A 23,466-nucleotide genomic window follows, 5' to 3' on the forward strand; every position below is an offset into this window, starting at 1 on the left:
CATGCTTCGACTTGGCTCAGCACGAACGGTCTACAACACTTACCAACTGATCTTTTTAGGATCATTCCAAAATTTTTACTAGCCAACCGTCTTCGCTGATGCATTTAATGATCGGCGACCTAAGCTTGACGTTGATTCTCGCATGAGTGCCTTTTAATTCGGGGGGCAGTTTGCCTCGCACGACATAAAAAGGGTCCTTGAATTCGGTGGTAATCGCAATCGGAATCTTTTTGACGGTGACCTCAAGATTTTCCGGTTTGTCGAATCCGAAGGCATTGAAGGTAATGTCCGATTCGGGCGCGACTTCGGCCAAATGTGCAGGTACCAGTTTATTTTTGTTGATTCTTAATTTCTGACAAGCGGAACCGCCGCCACCGCCGGCGCCATGTCCGTCATGCATACTGGAATTCCCTTGAGCATGGACTGAACTGAATTGCAATAATAAACAACAAGCGATCAAAGGTTTGATGAGTTTCATAATGTTTCCTTATATTTTTTCTAATTGTCGAAACGCGTAGAGTAAAAGGTAGCTCGGATAATCTTACTGCCTCTTGCTCAAGCGTTAAATATACTCAATAACAGAACCTTCGCGCACTAAATTTTTCAGAGTTTTTTGTCTGAAATTGTTCAAGCCAGTTCAGGCTGTCGAGAGTCGGTCCGACGGGTCTGTACTCGGCACCGGTCCAACCGGAATAACCTGAATTCCGTATCGAATTGAACAAACGATTGAAATCGATATTTCCCGTTCCAGGCTGACCGCGTCCCGGGTTATCTGCAAATTGGATGTGACCGATTATTTCGGGGTGCTGGCGAATAAAGGCCTCAGGGTCTTCGTTCATCATCGATAAGTGATAGATGTCGACTTGCAATAAAATATTGGGGTGTTCGAGTCGTTCGAGCCAGTCGAGCATTTGTGCGCCGCTATGGATAATAAACCCCGGCATATCGATTGTATTGATTGCTTCGAAAACTGTGTTGACGCCGAACGCTGCGAAAGTATCGGCCGTCAAGCGCAGATTGTCGCCGAATGTTTGCAGATAGTCGTCGAGGCGGCTGGGATTCATACAGCGTCCGGGAAGCACATTGACTGCTTTAGGTTGCAAAACCTCGATATAGTCGACGGTTTGGGCCAAGGCGGTTTTAAAGCGCTCGCATTTCTCGGGAACTGCGGCCAAGCCTTCGCCGCCTATCAACAAATCGTCCGCTTCGACATTGAATAGCACCAATTGCAAGCCGGTTTCGTCCAGTTTGGCGCGAAGCGCATCAATGCTTTCGCTATAAGGAAACTGAATCTCGACCGCCCTGAAGCCGGCGTTTTTAGCCGCTTCGAAACGATCCAATAGCGGCAATTCGGTAAACAGCATGCTGAGGTTGGCGCTGAAATTGATCATCGGGGATGTTCTGTTGTCGGATAAATAAATTGCGGATAACGTAATTAAATTAGTAAGCCTTTTCCTGATTAGCAAGTTTCTTCAGCTAAAGCCCAAAGATCAGCATTTCCTTAGCATAGCGGGGTTCGCAAACCATGCGCGTCAAGCTAAAAACGACCAACCCACATCACGCTCTTTCCCAAGCTCCAGCTTGGGGAAGACACACCGGAAGCTCCCCCTTCGACATGCTCAGGGCAAGAGCTTCCTGAACAGGTTACCCAAGCTGGAGCTTGGGTAACAGAATATTGTAGTTTTTGCGACTACGATTAGCCCCTGCTCGGACACTTGGCTTCGGCAAGCTGAAGCATCTTGCTAATCAGGAGCCTTTTCAAGGCTATGTTCGCGTTAATAGTTGAAGTGAGTGTTACACCAATTTCGAAATTTGAAGGCTGTAGGGTACGCTGTGCGTACCACAGCAGTTCCAACCGTAGCTTGACGTGTCCTCATGTGTTGCCCTGTGCCGACATTAGGTACGCGCAGCGTACCCTACAGTTTATCTATAACGGTGAGAGCTGGAGCTTGAGAAGCAGCTCAAATATTTTCGTCTATTTCGTAGACAAAAAGCTTTTTTTACATCACCGTTCGAATAGCTTGATCAACGTAGCCGGGTCTTGTTCGAGAAAGCCTTGACTGCCATGTAATTGCATCAGTTGTGCGGCAAGGCCCGACATCGGGATGGCATTACCTTGATCGGACGCCAAATCGACCGCCATATTCAAGTCTTTCAGCAAGGTTTTGACACGCCATTTAATCGGTTCGAAAATTCCGTCCGCCATTTCCGGTCCGACGATTTGTAAAGGTTTCGAATCGGCAAAGCCGCCCGCCAACGCTTCGGGGATTTTAGCGGCATCGACGCCGGCCTGTTTCGCCAAAGCCATCATTTCGGCGATCACCAGCACATTGCAACTGACGATCATTTGATTACAGATTTTTGCAATTTGTCCGCAGCCGACCTCCCCTAAGTGCGTCAGTTGGCGGTAGAGCGGAGCCAAAACTTCGCGCGCGGTTTCGATATCGTTATCGGCTCCTCCTGCCATGATCGCCAAGCTGCCTTGTACCGCACCTTGCACTCCGCCTGAAACGGGCGCATCGACCCAAGTCATGCCGCTGCGTTGTCGTAATAGTCCGGCAAGTCGGCGCGTGGTTTTCGGGTCGATGCTTGAAAGATCGATTAGCAGTTTTCCGGTTGAACCTGAGTTAAGAATAGAGTTCTCGACGACAGAAGCCACGGCCTGCGAATCGGACAGGCATAATAAAACAATATCGGAAGCCTGGACCAATTGCTCGATCGAATCGCAGGCAAGCGCGCCCGCTTCGACGACCGGTGTCAGCTTGTCTCGGGAACGGTTCCAGACGTTGACTCGAAAGCCCGCATCGAGCAAGCGTATAGTCATTGGTTTGCCCATCAGGCCGATGCCGATGAAGCCTAAGGTTCTTTTGTGTTGGGTCATGCTTGAGTGTTTTTGTTCCAATTCGTACGATACGGCCGAATAGCGGTTGCCATGGTTTAATGCGCTAAGCGGTTCAAAAGCTTAATATAACCGTTCGGCGATTGCAAAGGCTTGATTGTTACTCGCGCAGAGGCGTGAAAGCGTCGCGCCCACAACGCTTGTAACCCCCTGTGGGAGCGATCCCCTGATCGTCCCTCACCTAACGCTAGGTGAGGGAAAGCCGCGAACGTTGATTAACAACAAGCGATATCGAAGCCGGATAGGCTAAAATGCAAGCCTTTAGGATTTGGTCGTAAATAACTTCCCTATTTTACGGAGGAGGGTTCGGTTGCTCGCTTGGCAGGTGTCGGCGGCAGGGAAAGCCGCCGTCAAGCCTACACGGACGTATTCACCCAGCACCTAAATTCCATAGCCTTTGGTTATGATTAATTGTCTTGGATAATTTAGGTGCTGGGTTCACGGCGTCCTGCCAAGCGAGTTACCGAATCCTTAACAAAGCGCAGAGTTCCAGGACGTTATTTATCACGAAATCCTTAGTGACGCTCCTTCGTCATGAAAAACCCTGCGCCTCCGCGCCTCTGCGCAAGACCAATGAAACCCCAAGGAGACGATTTTGAAATTAGCAAAAACATCGGTCGTTGCCGTTCTGGCCGTATTCCTAACACTGTCGGCCATTACCGGTCATGCAACGGAAAACAAAGTCGCGGTCTCCAGCGCGCATCCGTTGGCGAGCCATGCCGCGCTGGAAATGATCGGTCGGGGCGGCAATGCTTTCGATGCCGCGGTTGCGATCAGCGCGGTATTGGCCGTGGTCGAACCGGCCGGTTCCGGATTGGGCGGCGGCGGTTTTTGGTTGTTGCACCGCGCTTCCGACGGTTTCGAAACGATGCTGGACGGACGGGAAACAGCGCCGTTGGCCGCACACCAAGACATGTATCTCGATGCCGAAGGCAAGGTCATACCAAAACTGTCGATCGACGGGCCCCTGTCGGCTGGAATTCCAGGCGTCCCTGCGGCCTTGGTTCACTTGGCCGAGCATTACGGCAAATTACCCTTGTCGGCTTCGCTGCAACCGGCGATTCGCTATGCGCGCGACGGTTTTATCGTCGGGCCGCGCTATCGCCGCTTATTGTCATTTCGCTTACCGCAAATCAAGGCATCCTCGGCGGCGACCGCGATATTTCTCGATAACGGACAAGTACCCGGCCCCGGTTGGACTTTGCGTCAGCCCGATTTAGCGAAGACTTTACAGCGGCTCGCCGATTTCGGGGCAGCCGGGTTTTACGCCGGCGAAACGGCGGAAAAACTGTTGAAATCGGTTAAAGCAGCCGGCGGTATTTGGAGTCAAGAAGACTTCGACAATTACCGGGTAGTCGAAAGAGAGCCGGTCAAAGGGACTTATCGCGGCATTCGAATAACCGGCGCGGCACTGCCGTCGGCCGGCGGCATCGGCTTGGTGCAAGCCTTGAATATCCTGGCCGAATACGATTTGACCGCAATCGATGCAGTCACCCGCAAACATCTGGTGATCGAAGCTTTGCGCCGGGTCTATCATGACCGGGCTTTATACTTGGGCGATCCCGATTTTATCGATGTTTCGGTTTCGCGTTTGATTAATCTCGATTATGCGGCCGGTCTCAGAAGTACGATTCGTAAGGATAGATCGTTGCCGAGCGCAATGCTGTCAGGGAATTTGCCAGAACAAGCAGGCGGCGACAACACGACGCATTTTTCAGTGATGGATGGCGAAGGCAACCGAGTTGCCGCAACCTTGAGCGTTAACTATCCCTTTGGCTCCGGGTTCGTTGCCGAAGGTACCGGTGTGATTTTGAACGACGAAATGGACGACTTCGATAGCCGGCCTGGCGCGGTTAACGTATACGGCTTGATCGGCGGATTGCCGAATGCAATAGCGCCCGGTAAGCGTATGCTGTCGAGTATGTCGCCGACTTTTCTCGAAGACGACGAGCGCATCGCGGTATTGGGAACGCCGGGCGGTAGCCGCATTATTTCGATGGTCTTGCTGGGGATATTGGATTTTGCCGACGGTAACGGTCCGGATTCCTGGGTTAGCGTTCCGCGTTATCATCATCAATATATTCCCGATGCCGTGCAATACGAACCCGGCGGCTTGTCCTCTGAAGAATTGCAAGGTCTTGAAAAATTGGGCCATCGGCTACGCGAAACATCCTACCGGTACGGCGATATGCAAGCGCTGCAATGGCATAAGCGGGAAGGCCGCTTCAGTGCCGCGAGCGACCCTCGTGGCGAAGGTTTGGCGGTGATTCGCAATGACTGAAGCGACTCTGAAACCCGGCTGTATCGAAATAGAATACGGCAAGCTTTACAGTATAAATGTATTGAATCGAAACTATTATGACATGCTGAGCGACAGCGAACGGTCTAATGCGATGCAGCGGCGCACGGCCGAAATGCAAAACCGCTATGTCGAGATTCATGCAAAAAAACGTCTGGCGTTGTCCGAACTCTTGAAATGTAAACCCGAAGCCCTCGTTTTTGCGGCCGAGGCGAACGGTAAGCCCTATTTACCCGATTATCCGGACTGGACATTCAACCTGTCGCATTCGGGCGATTATTTTGCGTTGGCCGTGGCCCGGCAGTGCCGCTTGGGTATCGATCTCGAGGCGGCAAGAAGCCGGTCGAATTTGGCCGGTATCGTTATGAAATGTTTCGCGGCTGAAGAAATAACGTACTGGGAAGCTTTGCCGGAGGAGGAGCGGATTTCCGCGTTTTACCGTTTTTGGACTCGTAAAGAAGCCTTCGTGAAAGCGACCGGCCGTGGCATCGCCTTGGGTTTGAACCGTTGCGTGGTCGACCCGAGCGACCCTGGCCGGATGTTGCGCGTCCCCGAAGAATTCGCACCGGCATCGGACTGGCGGATTGCCTGCAACGATTGGAAACGTGACATTTTTTGCGCGGTCGTGATCGATCGCGCTATCGAGAAAATTCAATGGCGAGAAATCGTATGAAAAAAATATTTCTTGGTTTGGCGGTTTGTTTATTTTGGCTGATCAGTGCCGAAGCTCAAGAACTTTATCCGGCCGAACGATTGGGCCGTGGTCGCTTGGTTTTCGAAAAGTCGCGACATGCGATCGACCTCGAAGTGGCGATGACCGAAACCGCCCGGTCCAGAGGCTTGATGTTTCGCAAAGCGCTTGCCGACAATACCGGCATGCTGTTTATTCATCCTAAAGAAGATGTGCTCGGGGTTTGGATGAAAAACACCAAAATGCCGTTGGATATTTTGTTTATTTCAGCGAAAGGTAAAATCGTATCGATTTTGCAGAATGTCCAACCTTGCATCACCCCGGTTTGCGGGGTCTACGATTCGCATGCTAAGGCGTTATATATGCTGGAGGTGAATGCGGGAACCGTCGCACAGCTGGAAATAGCGCAAGGCGACCGGGTTTTGATTGAGTTGGAAGAATAGGGATTGGTTGGTGGTTAGCGGTAAGCAGTGAGCGGTGAGCAGGGTGAAAGGGGAAAGATGAAAGATGAAAGATGAAAGATAATCTCCTGTCCGCTCACTGCTTACCGCTTACCAATCGCTGCTCACCGCTCACCCTCGTCAATACCCTGTCAACTCCACATAGCCGAATCCTGTAACTGGCAGCCCGCGATGCGTGCCTGTCAGTCTTGCCGCGCCTTCCCAATAACGGAAAGCCAAATTCAATTCCTGATCGTTGAGCAGCGGCTCGACTTCGAGCTGCAATTGCTGTTTCGGTATCGTCAAACGCCAGCGGGACGGATAAGTGCGCTTGGAATGCGGACTGGTCCATTCGTCGAGTACTTCGATATTCACGTCGTCGACCTGAAGCGCGACCGGGTTTGATCGAGCCGGGATCAACGTACCGGAGCTATGCGGATCGATGCCGCCGTCCTTGAGCCGGAGTTGGTAAACCATCAGTTCGGTATCGTCCGATAGCTGTAGCGAAAACCAGTCCCAGCCGGCTTGATCTTCCGATAAAGCGCTGGTGCTCCATTCCCGGTCCATCCAACTACTGCCGGACACCGGAAAATTTTGTTTGTCGATCCTGACGCTTCCCTCGGTCGAAAGCCGGGTATAGGAATAATAATAAGACGCGTTACCGGCCTTATCGCTTTTTCGGCTGAAACCGCGGTCGCCTTGTAAGACCACCGGTTTTTGCGTGCTCAATAATAGGTCGATCGCGATATCCCGATGTTCGGCTTTTAGGTGCATCGGAAAAATGCCGCCGTTTATTCCTTCGGCAGACCAATCATGCAACCAGACCTGAAAACGGTCGTTACGTGCGCCGGCCAAATCCAAGGCGGTTCGGCTGAAACGCTCGGCACTGTGAAACCGTCGTCCTTTAACGTCGGTTACCGTAAAATGCGCCATGTACAAGTGTTGGTCGCGCCAGGCTGATTCCGACTCTATATCGTCGGGCGCCAGCGCAAAGCGGAAGAAGGTCAATTGATAACCGAAACGCCGCCCATTCGGGTCTTCCAGGTTGCCGGTAAAATACCACCATTCGCTACGGTAATCGTCATGCGCGCCATGATCTTCCGGAAACAGGAACGGACGGGGCTCTAGTACCTTCGCGTAGCCTTCGCTATCGGCAGTTAGCGGACTGCTGAACGAGGATTCCTCAACGGCTTGGTTTTCGTCGACCGGACTGAAATGCAGCCACACCGATAAGATAACGATAAGGCAAAGCGCGAAAAAGAGAACGTTTTTTTTCATTATTCGGCCCGCAATGCATCGGCCGGACGAGTACGAGCCATTCGATAGGCAGGCAATATACCGGCTAACAGCGCCGCGAATACCGCCAGCAGTAAACCTTGAACTAACACGGCAGGGTCGACATGAAAGGCCATTGTCCAGCCGAATGAACGCAAGTAAACGATATGAATCAGCACGTAAGCGACTAACAGGCCGACCGGAACGGCGATCAAACCGGCTGTTAATCCCATTAAACCGGTTTCCGTGCAAATCAAACCGGTCAATTGGCGGGGTGTCATGCCGATTGCGCGCAGAATGCCGAGTTGCCGGGTACGCTCGAATTGCAGCGCCATCAGTGCGCCGAATACGCCGACGAAAGCAATGCCGGCCGCGAGCCAACGCAAGGTTTCGGTAATCAAAAATGTCTCGTTGAAAACTTGCATTGAAGCATCGAAAATCGCACGGCTGGATTTGAGTTCCATGCCTTGCTGAAGCAGGTCGCGCAGACGGTTTTCCAATACGTTCAAATCGATTCCCATTACTCCGTAAACACCGATGCCGGTATAACCCAAGTCCGGCCAATAACGAAGATATTGCGTTCGGCTCATCGCAAGTCGGCCTCGGTCGCCGCTGTAATCGTAATAAATTCCGATTATCTTAAAGTCTTGCAATCCGTCTGCCGTTTGCAGTTTGATGCTTTCGCCGGTTTTGAGTTTATTGTGATAAGCGTAAGGTTCGGTCACGATAACTGCCTGTTGTTCCTCGAAGGCTCTCCACAAATCGGCATCGAATGCTTGTTTGAAGATGAAGCCGTTTTTCGATGCATCGGTCAATTCGAACGCAGATATCTTGACCGGCTTGTTGTCGGCGACGACTTGGCTATGCAAAACGGTGCTAACTTGATCGACTTCGGCAAGTTCCGCGATAACCGATTTCAATTGCTGATCCTTGACGGCTTTGTCGCTGGTCGTTTTATCGCTAGTTAGCGAGACATAGAGATCGGCTTGCAAGGTTGTGTTGAGCCACTGTGCGACGGTTACGCGAAAACTGTCGATCATCAAATTCATGCCGACGGTCGCGGCAACCGCGATCATCAGTGCCGCGATCGCGACGCCGGTACGGCTAATTTCAGCACCGACCATGCGCGGTGGTAATCTGCCGAGAATGCCGAAGTGCCGGCCGCTCAACGCTTCTACCACGGACATGAAGCCCAAAGTTGCCGAAGGCGTAAGCAATGCAAAGCCGAACAACAGTAAAAATACGCTGGCGAGTCCCAGTTGTATGCTGGTTTCGGACAAAAAGCCTACGGCGAATCCGGCCGCGATCGATATTAGACCTAACAGCAATACCGACCGGGTCAACTGCCGGGTTCCGGATTCCAATTGCGAGCGAGTCAGTGCGTGCTTCGGCGAGAAACGGTTCGCTTCGCGAAGCGGCGGTATCGCGGCCAGTAGCGTGGCGCCGATACCAAGGAGAATGGCCTTGCCGATTTGCAGCGGAGAAACCGATAACGATAATCTATCGACTCTGAAATAAAGCGTATCGACTGTGGCTGAAACGGGTTGCAGCATGATTTGGCCGAGCAGCAGCCCGAGCCCGATGCCGAGCGTTGTCCCTATGGCGGCCAACATCAGAACTTCGGCTATAATCATTCGGCTGATTTGCTGCCGCGTTACGCCGATCAGGCGTAAATTGCCGATTAAGCCGCGCCTTTGCAGTACTAAAAACGTCATGGTATTATAGATTAAAAACATGCCGACCAACAGCGACAAAAGGCCCATCGCGGAGAGATTGATGGAAAAGGCCTCGGTCATTTGCTGCATCGATTCGAATTGCGTTTCGATCGAAACCAACGAAACATCGCCCGGCAAAAGGTTGGCGAGTCGAGGTTGAACATTCCGAGTGCCGTTATCCGGAATAATGACATCGATATAACTGAGCTTGCCGAACCAGCCCGTGATTTCCTGAACCGTCGAGATATCGGCGATCACGATATTGCGAAGCGCTTCCGTTGCTGCAGCGCTCCCGGGGGAGATCAAGTCGACGATACGCAACCGATGGTCGCCGGTGCCGGTCGTCACGACCAACTCATCGTCGATATTCAATCCTAAAGCTTCGGCGGTCTGTCTGCCGATTAATGCGGTATTCGTTTCGGCGACTAAGCGAATCGCTGCTTGCGTACCGTCTTGTCCGCTTTGCCAGCCGGAACGAAAGGCGTTTTCGGCGAATGGATCGATACCGATCACACGGAGTTTAATTTCCGGATTTTGTTGGATAGGAAGATAGGTTTGCAGTACCGGTGCCAGGTTGCGGGTTCCGTGCTCGACTCTCAGCTTGCGGTAAAGCATTTCATCAAGCCCTCCTTCGCCGCCAGCAATGCGGTGCGTGGCTTTTCCCGAAACCGTTCGTTCGGCTTGTTTAAATGACTGTAGCGCGCTATCGAGCGCTAAATCGATAGCGATCACGACCGCGACGCCAAGCGTGATGCCGAGCAAGGCGAGCGCTAGTTGCCAAGGGTGTTGCAAGAGAAAATTACGACCGGCACGGTTGAGTATCGTATTCATGGGTTAATCGTCGGTTTCGATCAATGCATGGTCGCGGATGGTCAAAATACGGTCGGCGATGCCCATGACTTCACGGCTATGCGTGGCAAGTATCAGCGTTTTTCCGCTTTGCCGAACCAGTTTATCCAATAATGACATGACCTGTTGACCGGTTTGTAAATCCAGATTACCGGTCGGTTCGTCGGCTAGAACCAATCCCGGATCGTGAATCAGCGCGCGAGCAATCGCGACGCGTTGTTGCTCGCCGCCGGAAAGCCGGTCGGGATAGGTGTCGAGCCGATCGGACAATTCCAGAGAGTTCAATAAATCGGTTGCCTTGTCTTGGTCTTTTCTAGTTATGCGCCGGATCAATTCCAAAGGCAACAATAAATTTTCCAACACCGTCAACGTCGGTATCAATTGATAGGATTGAAACACGAAACCGATATGATGTCGGCGAAACAAGGTGCGCCGATGTTCCGATAGCACGGTCAGATCGATACCGTCGATAACGATACGGCCGCTATCGGGCCTGTCGATACCGCCGAGCAAGTTCAACAAAGTCGATTTTCCCGAGCCGCTTCGTCCCAGCAAGACCAACAATTCCCCGCGTTTTACCGATAACTGCAGGTTATCGAAAATCGTAACGGGCCGTCCCGATTCGCGGTAGTTTTTGGTTAGTCCATTGAGTTCGATGAAGGTTTCGTTGCTGGTTGGAGGCATGGGAGTATGGATTAGGCTGGATGTTGGTTAATTTTAAAGGGGAAAGGTGAAAGGGGAAAGAAGTAAGCAGTAAGGAATATGCACAAATTTACTTCTACAAGTTTTAGGCACTAAGGAGGTTCGGCGACTCGCTTGACAGGACGCCGTGAATACATCCATGTAGGCTCGACGGCGGCTATCCCTGCCGCCGACGCCTGTCAATCGAGCCACCGAACCCCCTTTCAGCATTTGTCGAAGTTATTTCATGCTCGTTCCTAAGCAGCAAACCAAGAAAGAGCAGTTGGCATAGACCGTTCGTGCTGAGCCAAGTCGAAGCATAAAGGGTCTACAACACTTTCACCGGCTTGGTGAAGTCTCAAACTAACCTTCACCATTCGACAAGGCTCTCCTGAGCGTAGCCGAAGGGCTCAGGGCGAACGGTAGTTTGATACACTCAAATGATCTTTTTAGGGTAAACGGTGAATGATGAAAAAAACAAAGTTAGGCCTTATTGTTGACAATTTCTTTTGACTCCATGTTTCGGCACCATTCAGTAATACAGGAAATGACGCATGATGTTGTTTTTGATATCTGTTGTGGCTTACTATAGCGATTATTCAAGTTTTCATGGAGCCATTGAGATGGCGCTTGCGCAAGAAGATTTAATAGAAATTCAAAGGCTCATTGATCAGAGTATTGCCGCCCGTCCGGAGCTGGTTAATGCCAATGTCCGTTATGAGCTTGAGCTTCGTGAACGAATTGTTCGGGTAGAGGAGGAGCTTAAGCATCAACGGGAGTTGATGATGCAAGGTTTTGAGATGACTCAGAAGCGTTTTGAACAAGTCGACAAACGTTTTGAACAAATCGATAAGCGTTTTGATGAAATGCTTAAGCGTCACGATCGGCATTTTCTGTGGCTAGTCGGTTTTATTGTGAGCTGCGCGGGTCTAACGATTGCTGCGGTGCGGTTTTTTTAATCCAGTCGGGAAACCGAGGTCACCCATCGTCTTGTTCCTAAGCGCCGGCTCGGGGATTCCCACTATACGCATCAAGCTAAGCAAAGATCCCTCAGTTGAATCGCTACCTCCTGCGCGTTTAAACAGCGTAGCCCGTATTCCTCTACGCTGCATCCGGGCTACATGCTTTAATCCTGAAAAGAGCAGTTGGCATGTAACTTATTCAGTCCCCCGGAAATTATCGTTCCCACGCTCTGCGTGGGAACGCCTGAGTACCGCTCCAGCGGTACGAGACGCTAGAGCGTCACGGTCTTCATTCCCACGCCGGAGCGTGGGAACGATAGGGGCTGTGAATAATTACGTTGGCATGTGTTGTAGACCGTTCGTGCTGAGCTAAGTCGAAGCATGAAGGGTCTACAACGCTTTCACCGCCCTGGCGAAGCCTCAAACTAGCCTTCACCCTTCGCCAGGGCTCTCCTGAGTATAGCCGAAGGAACCAGGGTGAAAGGTAGTTTGAGTCTCTCAGCTGCTTCTTTTTAGGTTAATAGCACCTTGGGAATTGAGCCGGCTTATACAGGGACCGATAGCAGCTTACCGTTAACTGCAAACTCTCAACCCCCTTATTGCGCTTTCAGCTTATCCAGTTCGGCTTTGGCTTCTTCCCTGCCTTCGAAAGCCGTATCCCCTTCGAGCGCTTTTTCCAGCGCTTTTATGGCATCCGCTTTCCGGCCTTTTTTCAGATAAGTCATGCCCAAGTGATAGTGCAAGTCCGGTATCCGGGCTTCCTTGGCGACGGCTTTTTCCAGGTATTTCAAAGCTTCGTCGTAGTTGCCTTTTAGATAATTGAGCCAGCCGTAGGTGTCCATGAACGACGGTGCGTCGGATTCCTTCAAGGCTTGAGCAAGGTCGAAGGCCCGTTTTAGGCTGGCATCATCGCCTTTATTTGTCAGCAAGGCCGCCAGATTGTTAGTCGCCAGGGTAACGTCCGGTTTGATCTTCAGCACTTTTTCATAAGCTTCGATCGCGGCGTCTGGGTTTTTCGACAGTTCGTTGATAGCGGCGCTACCCATCAGCAACTGAACGCTGTCCGGTAAAACTTTAAGGCCGTCTTGATAGACTTTGATTGCTTTGTCGGTCTGCTCTGATCTCATATAGGCCGAAGCGAGATCATGATAACCCTTTTCGAATTTCGGATAGAGCTTGACGACTTTTTCGAAATGTTTTTCGCCTTGTTCGAATTGTTTATTGTGTAGATGCAATTCGCCGCGAAGCGCGAGGAAGGTTCCGTTTTCAGGCTGCTTGGCCAGTACGTCGTCCAACAGCTTTTCCGCTTCCGCGACTTCTTGTCTAGCCATATAGCTGGAAGCCAGAGCGCTAACGACGTCGACAGCCAGTGGTTTGATTTCCAGGGCTTTCTTCAAAGCATCGGTCGCTTCTTGCGATTTCCCTTGCGCCATATAAATTTGTCCGAGGCGGAAATAGGCCAAATCTTTGTTTTCCGACATTTCAAGCAGTTTTTTTGCGGTGGCTTCGGCTTTCTCCCAATTTTTTTGATTTCCGTACAATTCTATCAGTTGGTTGGCAACTTTAGCGCCTTTATCGGAGAGGGCCGTAAGTCCGTTTTCGTAGACTTCGATGGCCTTATCGATCTGTTGCTGTCTCAAATAGGCCGACGCCAAATCCAGATAGCCTTGTTCGAACTCTGGGTAGAGTTCGACGACTTTTTTAAAGAGACTTTCGCCTTTTTCGAATTGCTTATCCTGTAGATACAATTGTCCGCGCATCGCCAAGAATGCGCCGTTTTCCGGTTGTTTTGACAAGGCATCGTCGAGCACTTTTTCTGCCTGTTTGACTTCATTGCGCGCTAAATAGCTCGAGACCAAGCCGCTCACTGCGTCCATAGCAAATGGTTTGATTTCAAGCGTCTTTTTAAACGCCTCGGTCGCTTCTTGGGTTTTGCCTTGCGCCATGTAAAGCTGACCGAGTTTGAAGTGGCCTAATTCCGGTTTTTCTTCGTTATCGAACAACAACCGGGCGGTTTCTTCGGCTTTGTTCCATTTTTTCTGCTGAGCGTATAGATCGGCCATCATGATGGTTAAATCGGTGTCTTTATCGAATTGAGTACGCATTTTGCCCAATAATTCTATAGCTGCGTCCTCCTGTTTGTTACGCACCATCAGCCTAGCCAAGTCTTTGGCGGCAGAGAGGTTTTTGGGATTGACGGCAAGGACTTTTTCGAGCGACTCTTTGGCCAAATCGATCTTGCCGTTTTGCAGATGCGTGCTCGCTAGCAATAATAAGGCTCGTTCCGAATCGGGGGCGTCTCTCAAAACGGTTCTTAAATCGGCGGTCGCCCCATCGAATTGCTTGTCTTGCAGCAGCAAGCCGGCGCGCATCAACAACGCGGCATTGTTGCGCTGGTCGGCTTCGATGACTTCATCCACCAAGCTGCGGGCCGTGGTTAGATCTTTCTCTTTCAAGGCAAGAGCGGCCAAACGGTTTTTGGCTTCGAGCCCGTCTTTTCCAATCGGATCGTCGGCGACAATTTTATTGAGGATGTCTTTGACTTTATCCGGTTGATCTTGGTAGATCTTAAGCATTGCGAAACGATAGCTAAAGTTTTTCGGGTTTTTTTGGATCATCTCTTGTAGCGTTTGCTCGGCAACCTCTTTACCGCGTTGCGCAATCAAAAAATCGACCAGTGCCAGTTTTGGCGACTCTTCGTCCGGGAGTTGGACAATTAATTTATGTAATACTTCTTCGGCTTCGTCGAGACGTTTTTCGGCAACATAAAATTTTGCCAGACCAATATAGAGTTCTTTTTTATCCGGAAAGCGATCGACCAGAGAAACCATTTCCTGCTCGGCTAAGACCTTATTACCTTGGGCATTGAGAATGTTTATCTTGATCAAGGATAGGCTTATTGCATTGGGATGCTGAGCTAAAGCCTTGTCGATGGCTTCGAGCGCTTCAGGAAGTTTTTTTTCGTCGCCATAGATCTTAACCATCAGCATCGTTGCTTCTTGATGGCCGGGTTCTAAGGTCAGTGCCTTGTTCAAAAGTTCATTGGCTTGTGCGTTATTGTTTTTTCGTAAAAAAATAGCCGCTTTTAACGCGAGCGCGTCGGCATGGTCCGGTTGTTTCGCCAATACTAGGTCGGCTTTTTCCTCGGCTTGTTCAGCATTGCCGCTAACCAGAAATAGTTTGCCAAGCAGCAGTTGCGCTTCGTAGTGGTCCGGATTCGACTCGACGACCGAGGATAGGAGGCCGAATACTTTTTGCCAGTTTTGGTCCTTTTCTTCGACTTTGGCAAGGAGATAAGCGGCATCAGAATTTTTGGGGTTGATTTGCAGCACGTTTTTCAATTCGACTCGCGCTTTATCGAAGTTATCTTGGTCGAAAAAAGATTGCGCTTTTTCCAGATACTTTTGTTCGCGATCTTCGGCACTTCCGCACGCGGCAAGAAGCAGCACGCTCATCAGCAGTAACAATCGAGTAGGTTTGCGTAGTTTCATTTAAAGTTTCCGTTGCATTATTAGGTAAAGAAGTGATTGAAAGTATAGCTAAGGACAAGAGCTATAAAAGATAGAGTTCTAATAAATCATGGTGTGATCGGCGATAAGTAAGGCTATTGTTAATTGTAAATGTTACAAATGTTTTGCAATAGGCTTTCTGCGATTGGTTTAAAAAGGCTATGTATGCGGTAATCGTTGAAAACATCCGCCACTACCGGAGCACTTATAAATCCAAAGTGAATTGTAGGGTATGCTGCGCGTACCTAGCGTCAGTACAAGGCAATACATGAGGGCATGTTAAACTACGGGTGGGACTGCTGGGGTACGCAAAGTGTACCCAACAGTCTTCAAGTTTCGACATTGGTGTCGTATTAATTTCAACTATTAACGCGAACATAGCCTTTGCTGAGGTTATAGAGCTTGTTCATTTTGCTTTGGGTAAAAATTGAATGGTAATTTCGACAGGCTTACGGTCATGAGATTAGCGAGGCATGAAGTTTAACTAAATTTAATCAGCAAAATTAAGGCCAAAACTTCACATAAATCCGTAAATCATTGCTTATGTAGATAGCGTCGCTGTTTCGGCTAATCCATCCTGGCATTAAAGCGTGAATCCTAAATGAGCAATGGTGAGGGAAAAGCTGCATGAGTCGTTAAATAACATAGTTTAATTAATATGCTTTGTCATTTTAGAGGCGGTGATAGTTTAGCGTTGTATTCCCCAAAAATCCGCCTTTTTCGGATGCCTATAGCAAACATAGGCTATTTTGCTCTCGTTATTTGCGATGGATAGTAATAAATGCCTCCTTAAATCAGGCGCTCATGGTGTGAAAAATGCTTGTTTCCGGGTTTTGTCATTAAATCCAAACTGTAACGGCAGTCAAAGTAACATTCATGAAGGCTCGGCCATCGCCTCTGCAAATGAAAATTCGAGGCGTAGGGAGGGGCGGTATTTTCGTTGCTGAGCTTTTGCATATCGAAAAATTATACCCATCGTAGATCAAAATTCGGCACCGGGGCGCCCGTCAAAGGACGCCGTGAATACATCCATGAAGGCTCTATGCCAGCTCCATGCTGGCAAAGCCTTAGCCGAGCACCCCGGCGCCTCCTAAGGCACTGCCGAAATTTGAAGTGCGAAAGGTATAGATAAAAAGTCCAAATCTACAAACTTTCATATTAAGGATAGAAGATGTTATGAACGATTATTTAAGTCGCGGTCAAGCCGCAATCCAAGCGCGGAATACTGAAGAGGCGATTAAATGGTTTGAATTAGCTGTTAAAGAGGATCCGAAAGATGCTCAGTCGCTTGCTTGCTTAGGGCAGGCGCAATGTTGGCATGGGCGAATCAAGGATGGATTGACCTATCTGCGTTTGGCAGGTCGTTTTTTAGAAAAAAAGGCTAAAAAGAAAAGAGATACTAAGGAGTTGGTGATGCTAGCCGAGCAATTGCAGTTTTGGAATGATTACGAAGGCTCTCTTGATTTGCTCAAAAGCACGGTACAAATTAAGCCTAATGAAGTTAGGGGTTTTCAGTTGCTTTCATTAGCCTATTCAAGGCTCAATCAAGGGCGTGATGCGTTAACTGCAGGAAAGCGAGCCCTAAAATTAGCGCCTGAGAATATGGTGTTGAATATCTTGTTAGCGACCCTAGAAGCGGCAGAGGGTCGAGTGGATTCGGCGAAGATACGTCTTGAAAAAGTCTTACGCGCGTCGTTTAGTGCCGAAGAAAAATACCGGGCCCATAAAGAGCTAGCCAAGTTGCTCGATAAAGAGGGGCTATATGACCAAGTCTTTGAACATTTGCACGTCGCGGCCGGTTTTGCGAAACGGCTGCCTGAAATAAACAAGCAAAATGAGCTTTTGGTTCCGAACATGCTGGAAGCAAACAAAGCGGGCTTTGATCGAGAGCTTTTAGGGCGCTGGTCGGTTGAGGAGTTTAAACAGGAGTTGCCGGCACCGGTATTTTTGATGGGCTTTATGCGCTCGGGGACCACGTTGAGTCAAGAGGTTATCGGTACGCACGGCGATATTATAGTGGCGGACGAGCCTGATTTAATTGTTGCGATGAGAAATGAACTCAATCGTATATCGGAATATCAGGGTACGACGCCGGAACAATTGAAAGCGCTGGATTTGTCGGCAATAAAAGAATTGCGAGCGTTTTATTGGAGACGAGCGCAAGGTCGATTTGGCGATGATATCGGTAGTAAAATGTTTTTAGATAAAACGACAATGAACACGATCGATATTGGTTTGATTAACTGCGTATTTCCCGATGCAAAAGTAGTATTTGTGACGCGCGATCCACGCGATGTTTGCTTGAGCTGCTTTATGCAAGTGATGGCTCCTACGCCGGCGACTGTGCATTTGCTTGATTGGCGGTCGACAGCAGAATTTTATGCGGCAGTCATGGATTGGTGGATGTATATCAAGCAGTCGTTAACGCTTGAATGGATCGAATTTCGCTATGAAGATGCGGTATTGCGGTTTGAGGCGACATTTAGGCCGGTCTTTGATTTTTTGGGCTTGAGCTGGGAGGAGAATGCTATTGAATTTCATAAAAATGCGTCGAAAAAAATAATCGTTAGTCCGAGTTTTAATCAAGTATCCAGGCCCCTTTATCAATCTTCACTGGCGCGGTGGAAAAACTATGAGTCCGAGTTTGGCTCGATCATTGACGTGCTAGACCCTTGCATTAAGGCGTTTCGTTATGATTCGCGGCAGGAATAGGTTGTTTTTTGCTTCAATGTGCGTCATATCACACAATTTATTAAAAATAAGGGCATATCGCTTATTTATTATCTGAGATTTGAAAGGAGCTCGAGCTAATTATTCTAGTAAACCTATGAGATATAAAATAAATGTGGTTATGGCTAGGTTCTTGCTGATAACCTTATTCGATTAAGGGTTGTAGTTTTTGTGCAATGTTTGACTTCATATCGTTGTTCACTAAAGATTGCGCGCAAATAATATGTGCTGATTAGCAAGATGCTTCAGCTTGCCGAAGCCAAGTGTCCGCGCAGGGGCCAGTCGTAGTCGCAAAAACTACAATATGCTGTTACCCAAGTCCAGCTTGGGTAACCTGTTCAGGAAGCTCTAGCTTCCCGACGATTTTCTGGTTCCCATGGTCCTCCGTGGGAACCCATACCTTGTCAGCCGAGGCAAGATCGTTATGCATTCCCACGCTGGAGCGGTGGGAACGAGCTTGATGTGGGTTGGCCGTTTTTAGCTTGACGCGCATAGTATGCGAACCCCGTCCTGCTAGGGATGAGCTGATCTTTGGGCTTTAGCTGAAGAAACTGGCTAATCAGGTAATATGTTGAGCGAGTCTCTCGAAAATTTTCGGGGGGCCGAGTTTTTTTAGATTTGACGGATAATAAAAACGGTGAATTTTAAATGAAATTTATGAATAAACTGATATCGGGTTATTTATTGGTGGCGACACAAATAGCCTTTGCCCATGGTCCGGTCCCGTCTCCGTTGACCGATGCGGAAGTGCCTCCGGTTCCTGGTTTGGTGGACGGTCCCGACCCTATAGTCGTTGATAAAGACATGGCAATTGCTTTGGGTAAGGCGTTGTTTTGGGACGTCAATGTCGGCAGTGACGGCATGGCTTGCGGTTCTTGTCATTTTCATGCCGGAGCGGATGTCAGAGTAAAGCATCAGTTGAACCCCGGCGAAAATAGCAGTAAACCGACAGGGCAAATTTTTAATGTTACTGCATCCGGTTTGGGCGGGGCTAATCACACATTGAACCGGGATGATTTTCCCTTTCATCGGTTTAACAACCCTTTCGATCGCAATAGTGGTGTGGCTTTTAGCAATGACGATGTCGTTGGATCGTCCGGTACGTTTAGCGGAGAGTTTACCGGCGTTTCCAGGTTGAGGGGTATAAACGACGAATGTAGTCGAGAAGCCGATCCGGTGTTTCATGTCAACAATGTCGGCACCCGACGCGTCGTGCCGAGAAATGCGCCTACCGTCATCAATGCGGTTTTTAATCATAGGAACTTCTGGGACGGTCGTGCCAATAATATCTTCAATGGTAGCAGTCCTTGGGGAAATCGAGACCCCGATGCCGGTGTTTGGGTGAAGGTTAGTGCAAGAAAAGTAAAAAAACAGCGGTTAAGCCTTGAAAACTCATCATTGGCTTCGCAGGCGTTAGCGCCGCCTTTGAATTCAGTAGAGATGAGTTGCCGTAATAGAACATGGCCGGATATCGGCAGAAAATTGTTGTCAAGAAAGCCTTTGCAGTACCAAAAGGTTCATCATGAAGATAGCGTCTTTGCGCCGCTTAATTTGACGTTGAGTTCTCCGGAGAGTCTGCAGCCCGGCCTCAATACTACCTATAAGGATATGGTTAAAAAGTCGTTTAACCAAAAATATTGGTCTTTTTCGCGCACCGGCCCATTTGGCGGTCGGCCCGGTCAGCAGGCTTACGATCAGGCCGAAGCTAATTTTTCAATGTTTTTCGGCATTGCATTACAGCTCTATCAAGCGACTTTGATTTCCGATCAGGCGCCCATCGATACCTGTCCGCGTGATCCGGCAACTTTCGAGCCGTTGGCCGAGTGTATTGGTGAATCCGCTAAACGAGGTATTGCAGTAATGGAGTTGGCGCATTGCAATCTTTGTCATGCAGGACCGACATTGTCGACAGCGGCGGTAGTAACCAATGCAATGATTATCGATAAACTTGGGCCTAACGGCATGGGTCCTTTCAGTGGCGCCGCCTCGGCCGGCATTAATAAATACGGCAACACGGTTACCCGCGATACGACCCAAGGGGGTCTAAGTAGCCCTAAGCTGATGGACTTCGGTTACTTTAATACCGGTGTTGCGGACCCGGATGGCGACCCTGGCTTAGGCGGTTTGGATGATTTTGGTAACCCGCTATCGCTTGCCGCTCAATATGTAGAGTATTTGGCCGGTGAAACGGATAAAGTTTTGGATGAGGGAGTAACAACCAATAGAGCTTGTGACTTTATTGCTCCGTTGTCATTGAATATCCCAATTAACTTTGGAGATATGTTTACTACGCTGGACGGTTTGATTCCGGATCCGAACGGAACTGAAGGTTGTTTAATAGAAACAAGGAATTATATTCCTACGGTTCAAGCGGCTCAGGCTCATAAAAACGGACCTAAATTGGGTCTGGCAACTAAGGCTGCGTTTAAGGTGCCGACTCTGCGAAATATTGAGTTAACCGGACCTTACATGCACAACGGTAGTATGGCAACGTTGAAAGAGGTTGTGGAGTTTTATGCTAGGGGCGGTAACTTCGACAACCCTCAATTGCACGGTTTGCAAGTTGCGCTTCCCTTGGCTAACAATGTCCAGGCCCGAGAAGATCTGATTGCGTTATTGAAAACATTTACCGACGAAAGAGTGCGATACGAACAGGCTCCGTTTGATCATCCCGAGATCATGATTCCAAATGGTCATGTCGGGGATAGGGATTTTGTTACGGCTGGGCATCCATTACATGCTGAATGGGCCAAGGATGAGTTTCTGGTAATTCCGGCGGTCGGTGCCAACGGTTCAATTGAGCCGCTCCTTCCGTTTGAAGCGTTGCTCGACGATTAATGTGGGTAGGGCGGTATTGCTCTTCGGTTAGGGCAGTGCCGCTGCTAATGAATTTTATGTATTGAGTTTTATGCTCATCGAGTTTTGGATGTTTAGAAATGAAATCGATTAAAAGTTTATCAATCTTATCAATTGCTTCTTTCTTTCTTATGGCGAATGCGTCAACCGCTCATGCGGTTAGCAGTTTTGAGAGTAGCGCTACGCTTACCTATACTATCAATAGTATTGTCAATCTCGACAATCCGGGCGATCTTGCCGGTTTGACGGTCAACGGATCGTTTGAATTGGAAGATTCCCAAACTTACACGGAATATACGGGCAATGGAACAAGCTCAATTAGTCATTCCGATTGGTACTATGGCCCGGTCGACGGTAATGTGTTTTCTAAAACCTTTTCATTGAGCGGTTCCGTCGGTAATGGTGATGTAACCTCAAATTATTTGGTTTTCTTCGACTTGGAGTTTATCAATGCTTCGAATGATAGTTTCGCTATCGATGTCGATTTTGCTTACGACCTCTCAGTTAAGACGGTTGGCGAAGATGTATTTGCCGAAATGTTCCTTGATTATGGGGAAGAATTGACTAATGAGTATTTTTCTGAGGATCTTTCCATGTTTGAAACAGGGACCGATCAATTGACGGGGTCGCATAAGTTTTTATTTACGCTTGGAGCATTTGAAGACCAGTTGATTTTGGCGGATGTTAATCAATTCGGAACAGCATCTGCCGTTCCGTTACCGGCCGCTATTTGGTTGTTCGGTTCTGCATTGTTCGGGTTAGTTGCTAACGGCCTTAGAAAACAAGCCGATTGTTAGTTTCTATCGCTTTTCCTCATTCCCACGCTGCTCCTGCGCTCATCGTTATACATAGATTGTAGGGTACGCTGCGCGTACCAAAGCCGTGCCCTGGCGGCTCGGTTGGCACATGAAAATTGCGGGGTTACCATGGTACGCACAGCGTACCCTACGCGGATCGCCTAGCACTAGGTGATCCGCGAGTGTTTCCTCGTTCCCACGCTCCCGCGTGGGAATGCATACCGATCTTGGATCGCCTTAAGGAGTGGTTTTGAGCGGGGGTGTGAGAAACTGGAAGCCAGACAAGTCGGTCGTCCATGGCAGCTGGATTCCGACAATCCCTGGAGGAATGACTTGTTTCCTCGTTCCCACGCTCCTGCGTGGGAATGCATACCGATCTTGGCTCGCCATAAGGCGAGTTTTCCTGAGGGGGGGTGTGAGAAACTGAAAGCCAGACAAGCTTGCCGTCCATGGCAGCTGGATTTCGCCAATCCCTGGAGGAATCGCGTTATTAGCTCAACCCGCTTGAGAAGCGATTAATGACAGGCGGATTCCGGATTTGTACGGTTTCTTTTTCGGCTGAAAGAGACCAAACCGATTAAACCACTGCCCAGTAACCAGGCTGCTGCGGGAATTGGCACCGGTGATGCGCTAATGGTTAACTGATAATTTTCTACAGGACCGAAATTTTGTCCATTGACCACATTACCGCCTAAATAGATCGAATAAATTTGCCCAGCTAATGCGGTAAAGGTGATATCTCCGGAATCGGAATGTGTTTCATAAATAACGTTGTTCGTTCCGTGAGGGTTGTTCTCTTTGGCAGGGTCTTCATAGGCGCCGGATATATAGCCGATATTCCATGCTGCATGACGGCTATAGCCGGCCGTTCCATCATCCATTCCTTTAAATACGCTTATTCCGAAGTTATTGATCAAAGGGCCTAACGATTCAGGGCTAATAGTGATCACGGCGGTTACATGAGATTTCAATAATCCGTAATCCGTGTGATGCGCCCAACCTTGCGTAAACCCCGGGTTAGACTCGTTAACGGGCCAGGAGCCCCAGGCGCCGTCAGCGGTATCTATATCAACGTTAGCGCCGTAAACCGAAAGGGCATGTGCCTGTGAAACCTCATGGCTTTCATTGGCTGAGTGAATGGCTACCGCCCAGTTCATCGCCTGTTTACCGACATAGCCGAATGGGCTTTCGCCGCCCGTTGTGCCGACCCAAGGGACCTGTGCGCCGGAATTTCCGGAACCGTCTACTCGGGTCCATCCATCGGTACCGGATGAAGCGATGTAAGTATTGTACATAACATGAGCAGAGGCATTCGGCATGGCGCCAACAGTCATTGCGGCGCTGGTAACGGCCATAGCAACTGCTTTAGCTAATGGTTTTTTTTTCATCGATTGAACTCCTTGTTTAGTTTAATATTTTTGCATTTTAAATTTCGGTAACGTTTTCATAGGCCGCTGTCGAAACATAATGCGCAAAGGTATGTTTTAGTGAGGTTGGTTGTATTGTTTCCGGCCCTTGTAGGGAGGGGCTGCCAAGTGGTTCTGGGTAAATACGCATCTTTTTGAGGTCTTTCATTTGACTATCGAGGTAACGATTTGTCTAAAGGCTTATACCAAGATGCATAAGTATTTAAGGGACATTCAATAAATGTGAGGCTTACCTTAAGTCGCTCGAGATTGTATCCTCTGCCGAAATTTAACTACCGTTAGTTAAAAGCAAAATAAATGCCATCTTTACCATTTAGGCTACTCTAAATAGGATTA

At 49.1% G+C, this 23,466-nt stretch carries 15 protein-coding genes; 7 read left to right on the forward strand and 8 right to left on the reverse strand.

What is annotated here, in order from left to right:
* Nucleotides 1-61: 61 nt before the first annotated feature.
* The 3 genes from ACRJJO_RS06715 to ACRJJO_RS06725 form a co-directional block, all read right to left on the reverse strand.
* A complete protein-coding gene (locus ACRJJO_RS06715; RefSeq protein WP_431065099.1) occupies nucleotides 62-478 on the reverse strand; it encodes a hypothetical protein in 417 nt (138 codons plus the stop codon).
* 94 nt (nucleotides 479-572) lie between these two features.
* Entirely contained in the window at nucleotides 573-1,391 is an 819-nt protein-coding gene (locus tag ACRJJO_RS06720) for a hydroxypyruvate isomerase family protein (protein WP_431065100.1), read from the reverse strand.
* A 614-nt stretch (nucleotides 1,392-2,005) separates the two neighbouring features.
* Entirely contained in the window at nucleotides 2,006-2,902 is an 897-nt protein-coding gene (locus ACRJJO_RS06725; protein WP_431065101.1) for an NAD(P)-dependent oxidoreductase, read from the reverse strand.
* 592 nt (nucleotides 2,903-3,494) lie between these two features.
* Between ACRJJO_RS06725 and ggt the strand changes: the two genes are divergently transcribed.
* The 3 genes from ggt to ACRJJO_RS06740 are packed head-to-tail and all read left to right on the forward strand — an operon-like array spanning nucleotide 3,495 to nucleotide 6,332.
* Nucleotides 3,495-5,180: a gamma-glutamyltransferase gene (gene ggt / locus ACRJJO_RS06730; protein ID WP_431065102.1), complete on the forward strand. Its 1,686-nt coding sequence runs from the start codon at nucleotides 3,495-3,497 to the stop codon at nucleotides 5,178-5,180.
* Nucleotides 5,173-5,871 (forward strand): 4'-phosphopantetheinyl transferase family protein, encoded by a 699-nt coding sequence (locus ACRJJO_RS06735; protein WP_431065103.1) that lies wholly within the window; start codon nucleotides 5,173-5,175, stop codon nucleotides 5,869-5,871. The genes ggt and ACRJJO_RS06735 overlap by 8 nt, the downstream gene beginning before the upstream one ends.
* Nucleotides 5,868-6,332: a DUF192 domain-containing protein gene (locus tag ACRJJO_RS06740; RefSeq protein WP_431065104.1), complete on the forward strand. Its 465-nt coding sequence runs from the start codon at nucleotides 5,868-5,870 to the stop codon at nucleotides 6,330-6,332. The genes ACRJJO_RS06735 and ACRJJO_RS06740 overlap by 4 nt, the downstream gene beginning before the upstream one ends.
* Nucleotides 6,333-6,470: 138 nt before the next feature.
* On the opposite strand, the gene ACRJJO_RS06745 is transcribed toward ACRJJO_RS06740, so the two are convergent.
* From ACRJJO_RS06745 to ACRJJO_RS06755, 3 genes are read right to left on the reverse strand one after another with little or no spacing between them, the layout of a single operon-like run.
* On the reverse strand, nucleotides 6,471-7,607 hold the full coding sequence (locus ACRJJO_RS06745; RefSeq protein WP_431065105.1) for a lipocalin-like domain-containing protein: 1,137 nt from the start codon (nucleotides 7,605-7,607) through the stop codon (nucleotides 6,471-6,473).
* Nucleotides 7,607-10,150 carry an FtsX-like permease family protein gene (locus ACRJJO_RS06750; RefSeq protein ID WP_431065106.1) on the reverse strand — a complete coding sequence of 848 codons (2,544 nt, stop codon included), beginning with the start codon at nucleotides 10,148-10,150 and terminating at the stop codon, nucleotides 7,607-7,609. The genes ACRJJO_RS06745 and ACRJJO_RS06750 overlap by 1 nt, the downstream gene beginning before the upstream one ends.
* A 3-nt stretch (nucleotides 10,151-10,153) precedes the next feature.
* Nucleotides 10,154-10,852 (reverse strand): ABC transporter ATP-binding protein, encoded by a 699-nt coding sequence (locus ACRJJO_RS06755; RefSeq protein ID WP_431065107.1) that lies wholly within the window; start codon nucleotides 10,850-10,852, stop codon nucleotides 10,154-10,156.
* Between the two features lie 551 nt (nucleotides 10,853-11,403).
* Here ACRJJO_RS06755 and ACRJJO_RS06760 point away from each other — a divergent pair.
* Entirely contained in the window at nucleotides 11,404-11,808 is a 405-nt protein-coding gene (locus ACRJJO_RS06760) for a hypothetical protein (protein WP_431065108.1), read from the forward strand.
* A 599-nt stretch (nucleotides 11,809-12,407) separates the two neighbouring features.
* Here the strand turns inward: ACRJJO_RS06760 and ACRJJO_RS06765 are convergent.
* Nucleotides 12,408-15,302 (reverse strand): tetratricopeptide repeat protein, encoded by a 2,895-nt coding sequence (locus ACRJJO_RS06765; protein ID WP_431065109.1) that lies wholly within the window; start codon nucleotides 15,300-15,302, stop codon nucleotides 12,408-12,410.
* A gap of 1,194 nt (nucleotides 15,303-16,496) precedes the next feature.
* Between ACRJJO_RS06765 and ACRJJO_RS06770 the strand changes: the two genes are divergently transcribed.
* From ACRJJO_RS06770 to ACRJJO_RS06780, 3 genes are all read left to right on the forward strand, one after another.
* Complete coding sequence (locus ACRJJO_RS06770; RefSeq protein ID WP_431065110.1) at nucleotides 16,497-18,032, forward strand: tetratricopeptide repeat-containing sulfotransferase family protein; 1,536 nt, start codon at nucleotides 16,497-16,499, stop codon at nucleotides 18,030-18,032.
* 675 nt (nucleotides 18,033-18,707) lie between these two features.
* The gene (locus ACRJJO_RS06775; RefSeq protein ID WP_431065111.1) at nucleotides 18,708-20,888 is read left to right on the forward strand and encodes a cytochrome-c peroxidase; all 2,181 of its coding nucleotides are present in this window, start codon (nucleotides 18,708-18,710) and stop codon (nucleotides 20,886-20,888) included.
* A 98-nt stretch (nucleotides 20,889-20,986) separates the two neighbouring features.
* Entirely contained in the window at nucleotides 20,987-21,703 is a 717-nt protein-coding gene (locus tag ACRJJO_RS06780) for a hypothetical protein (protein ID WP_431065112.1), read from the forward strand.
* A gap of 515 nt (nucleotides 21,704-22,218) precedes the next feature.
* Here ACRJJO_RS06780 and ACRJJO_RS06785 read toward each other — a convergent pair.
* Entirely contained in the window at nucleotides 22,219-23,091 is an 873-nt protein-coding gene (locus tag ACRJJO_RS06785; protein ID WP_431065113.1) for a VPLPA-CTERM sorting domain-containing protein, read from the reverse strand.
* Nucleotides 23,092-23,466: the final 375 nt, after the last annotated feature.

Source organism: Methylotuvimicrobium sp., assembly GCF_050611805.1.
Taxonomy (GTDB): Bacteria; Pseudomonadota; Gammaproteobacteria; order Methylococcales; family Methylomonadaceae; genus Methylotuvimicrobium.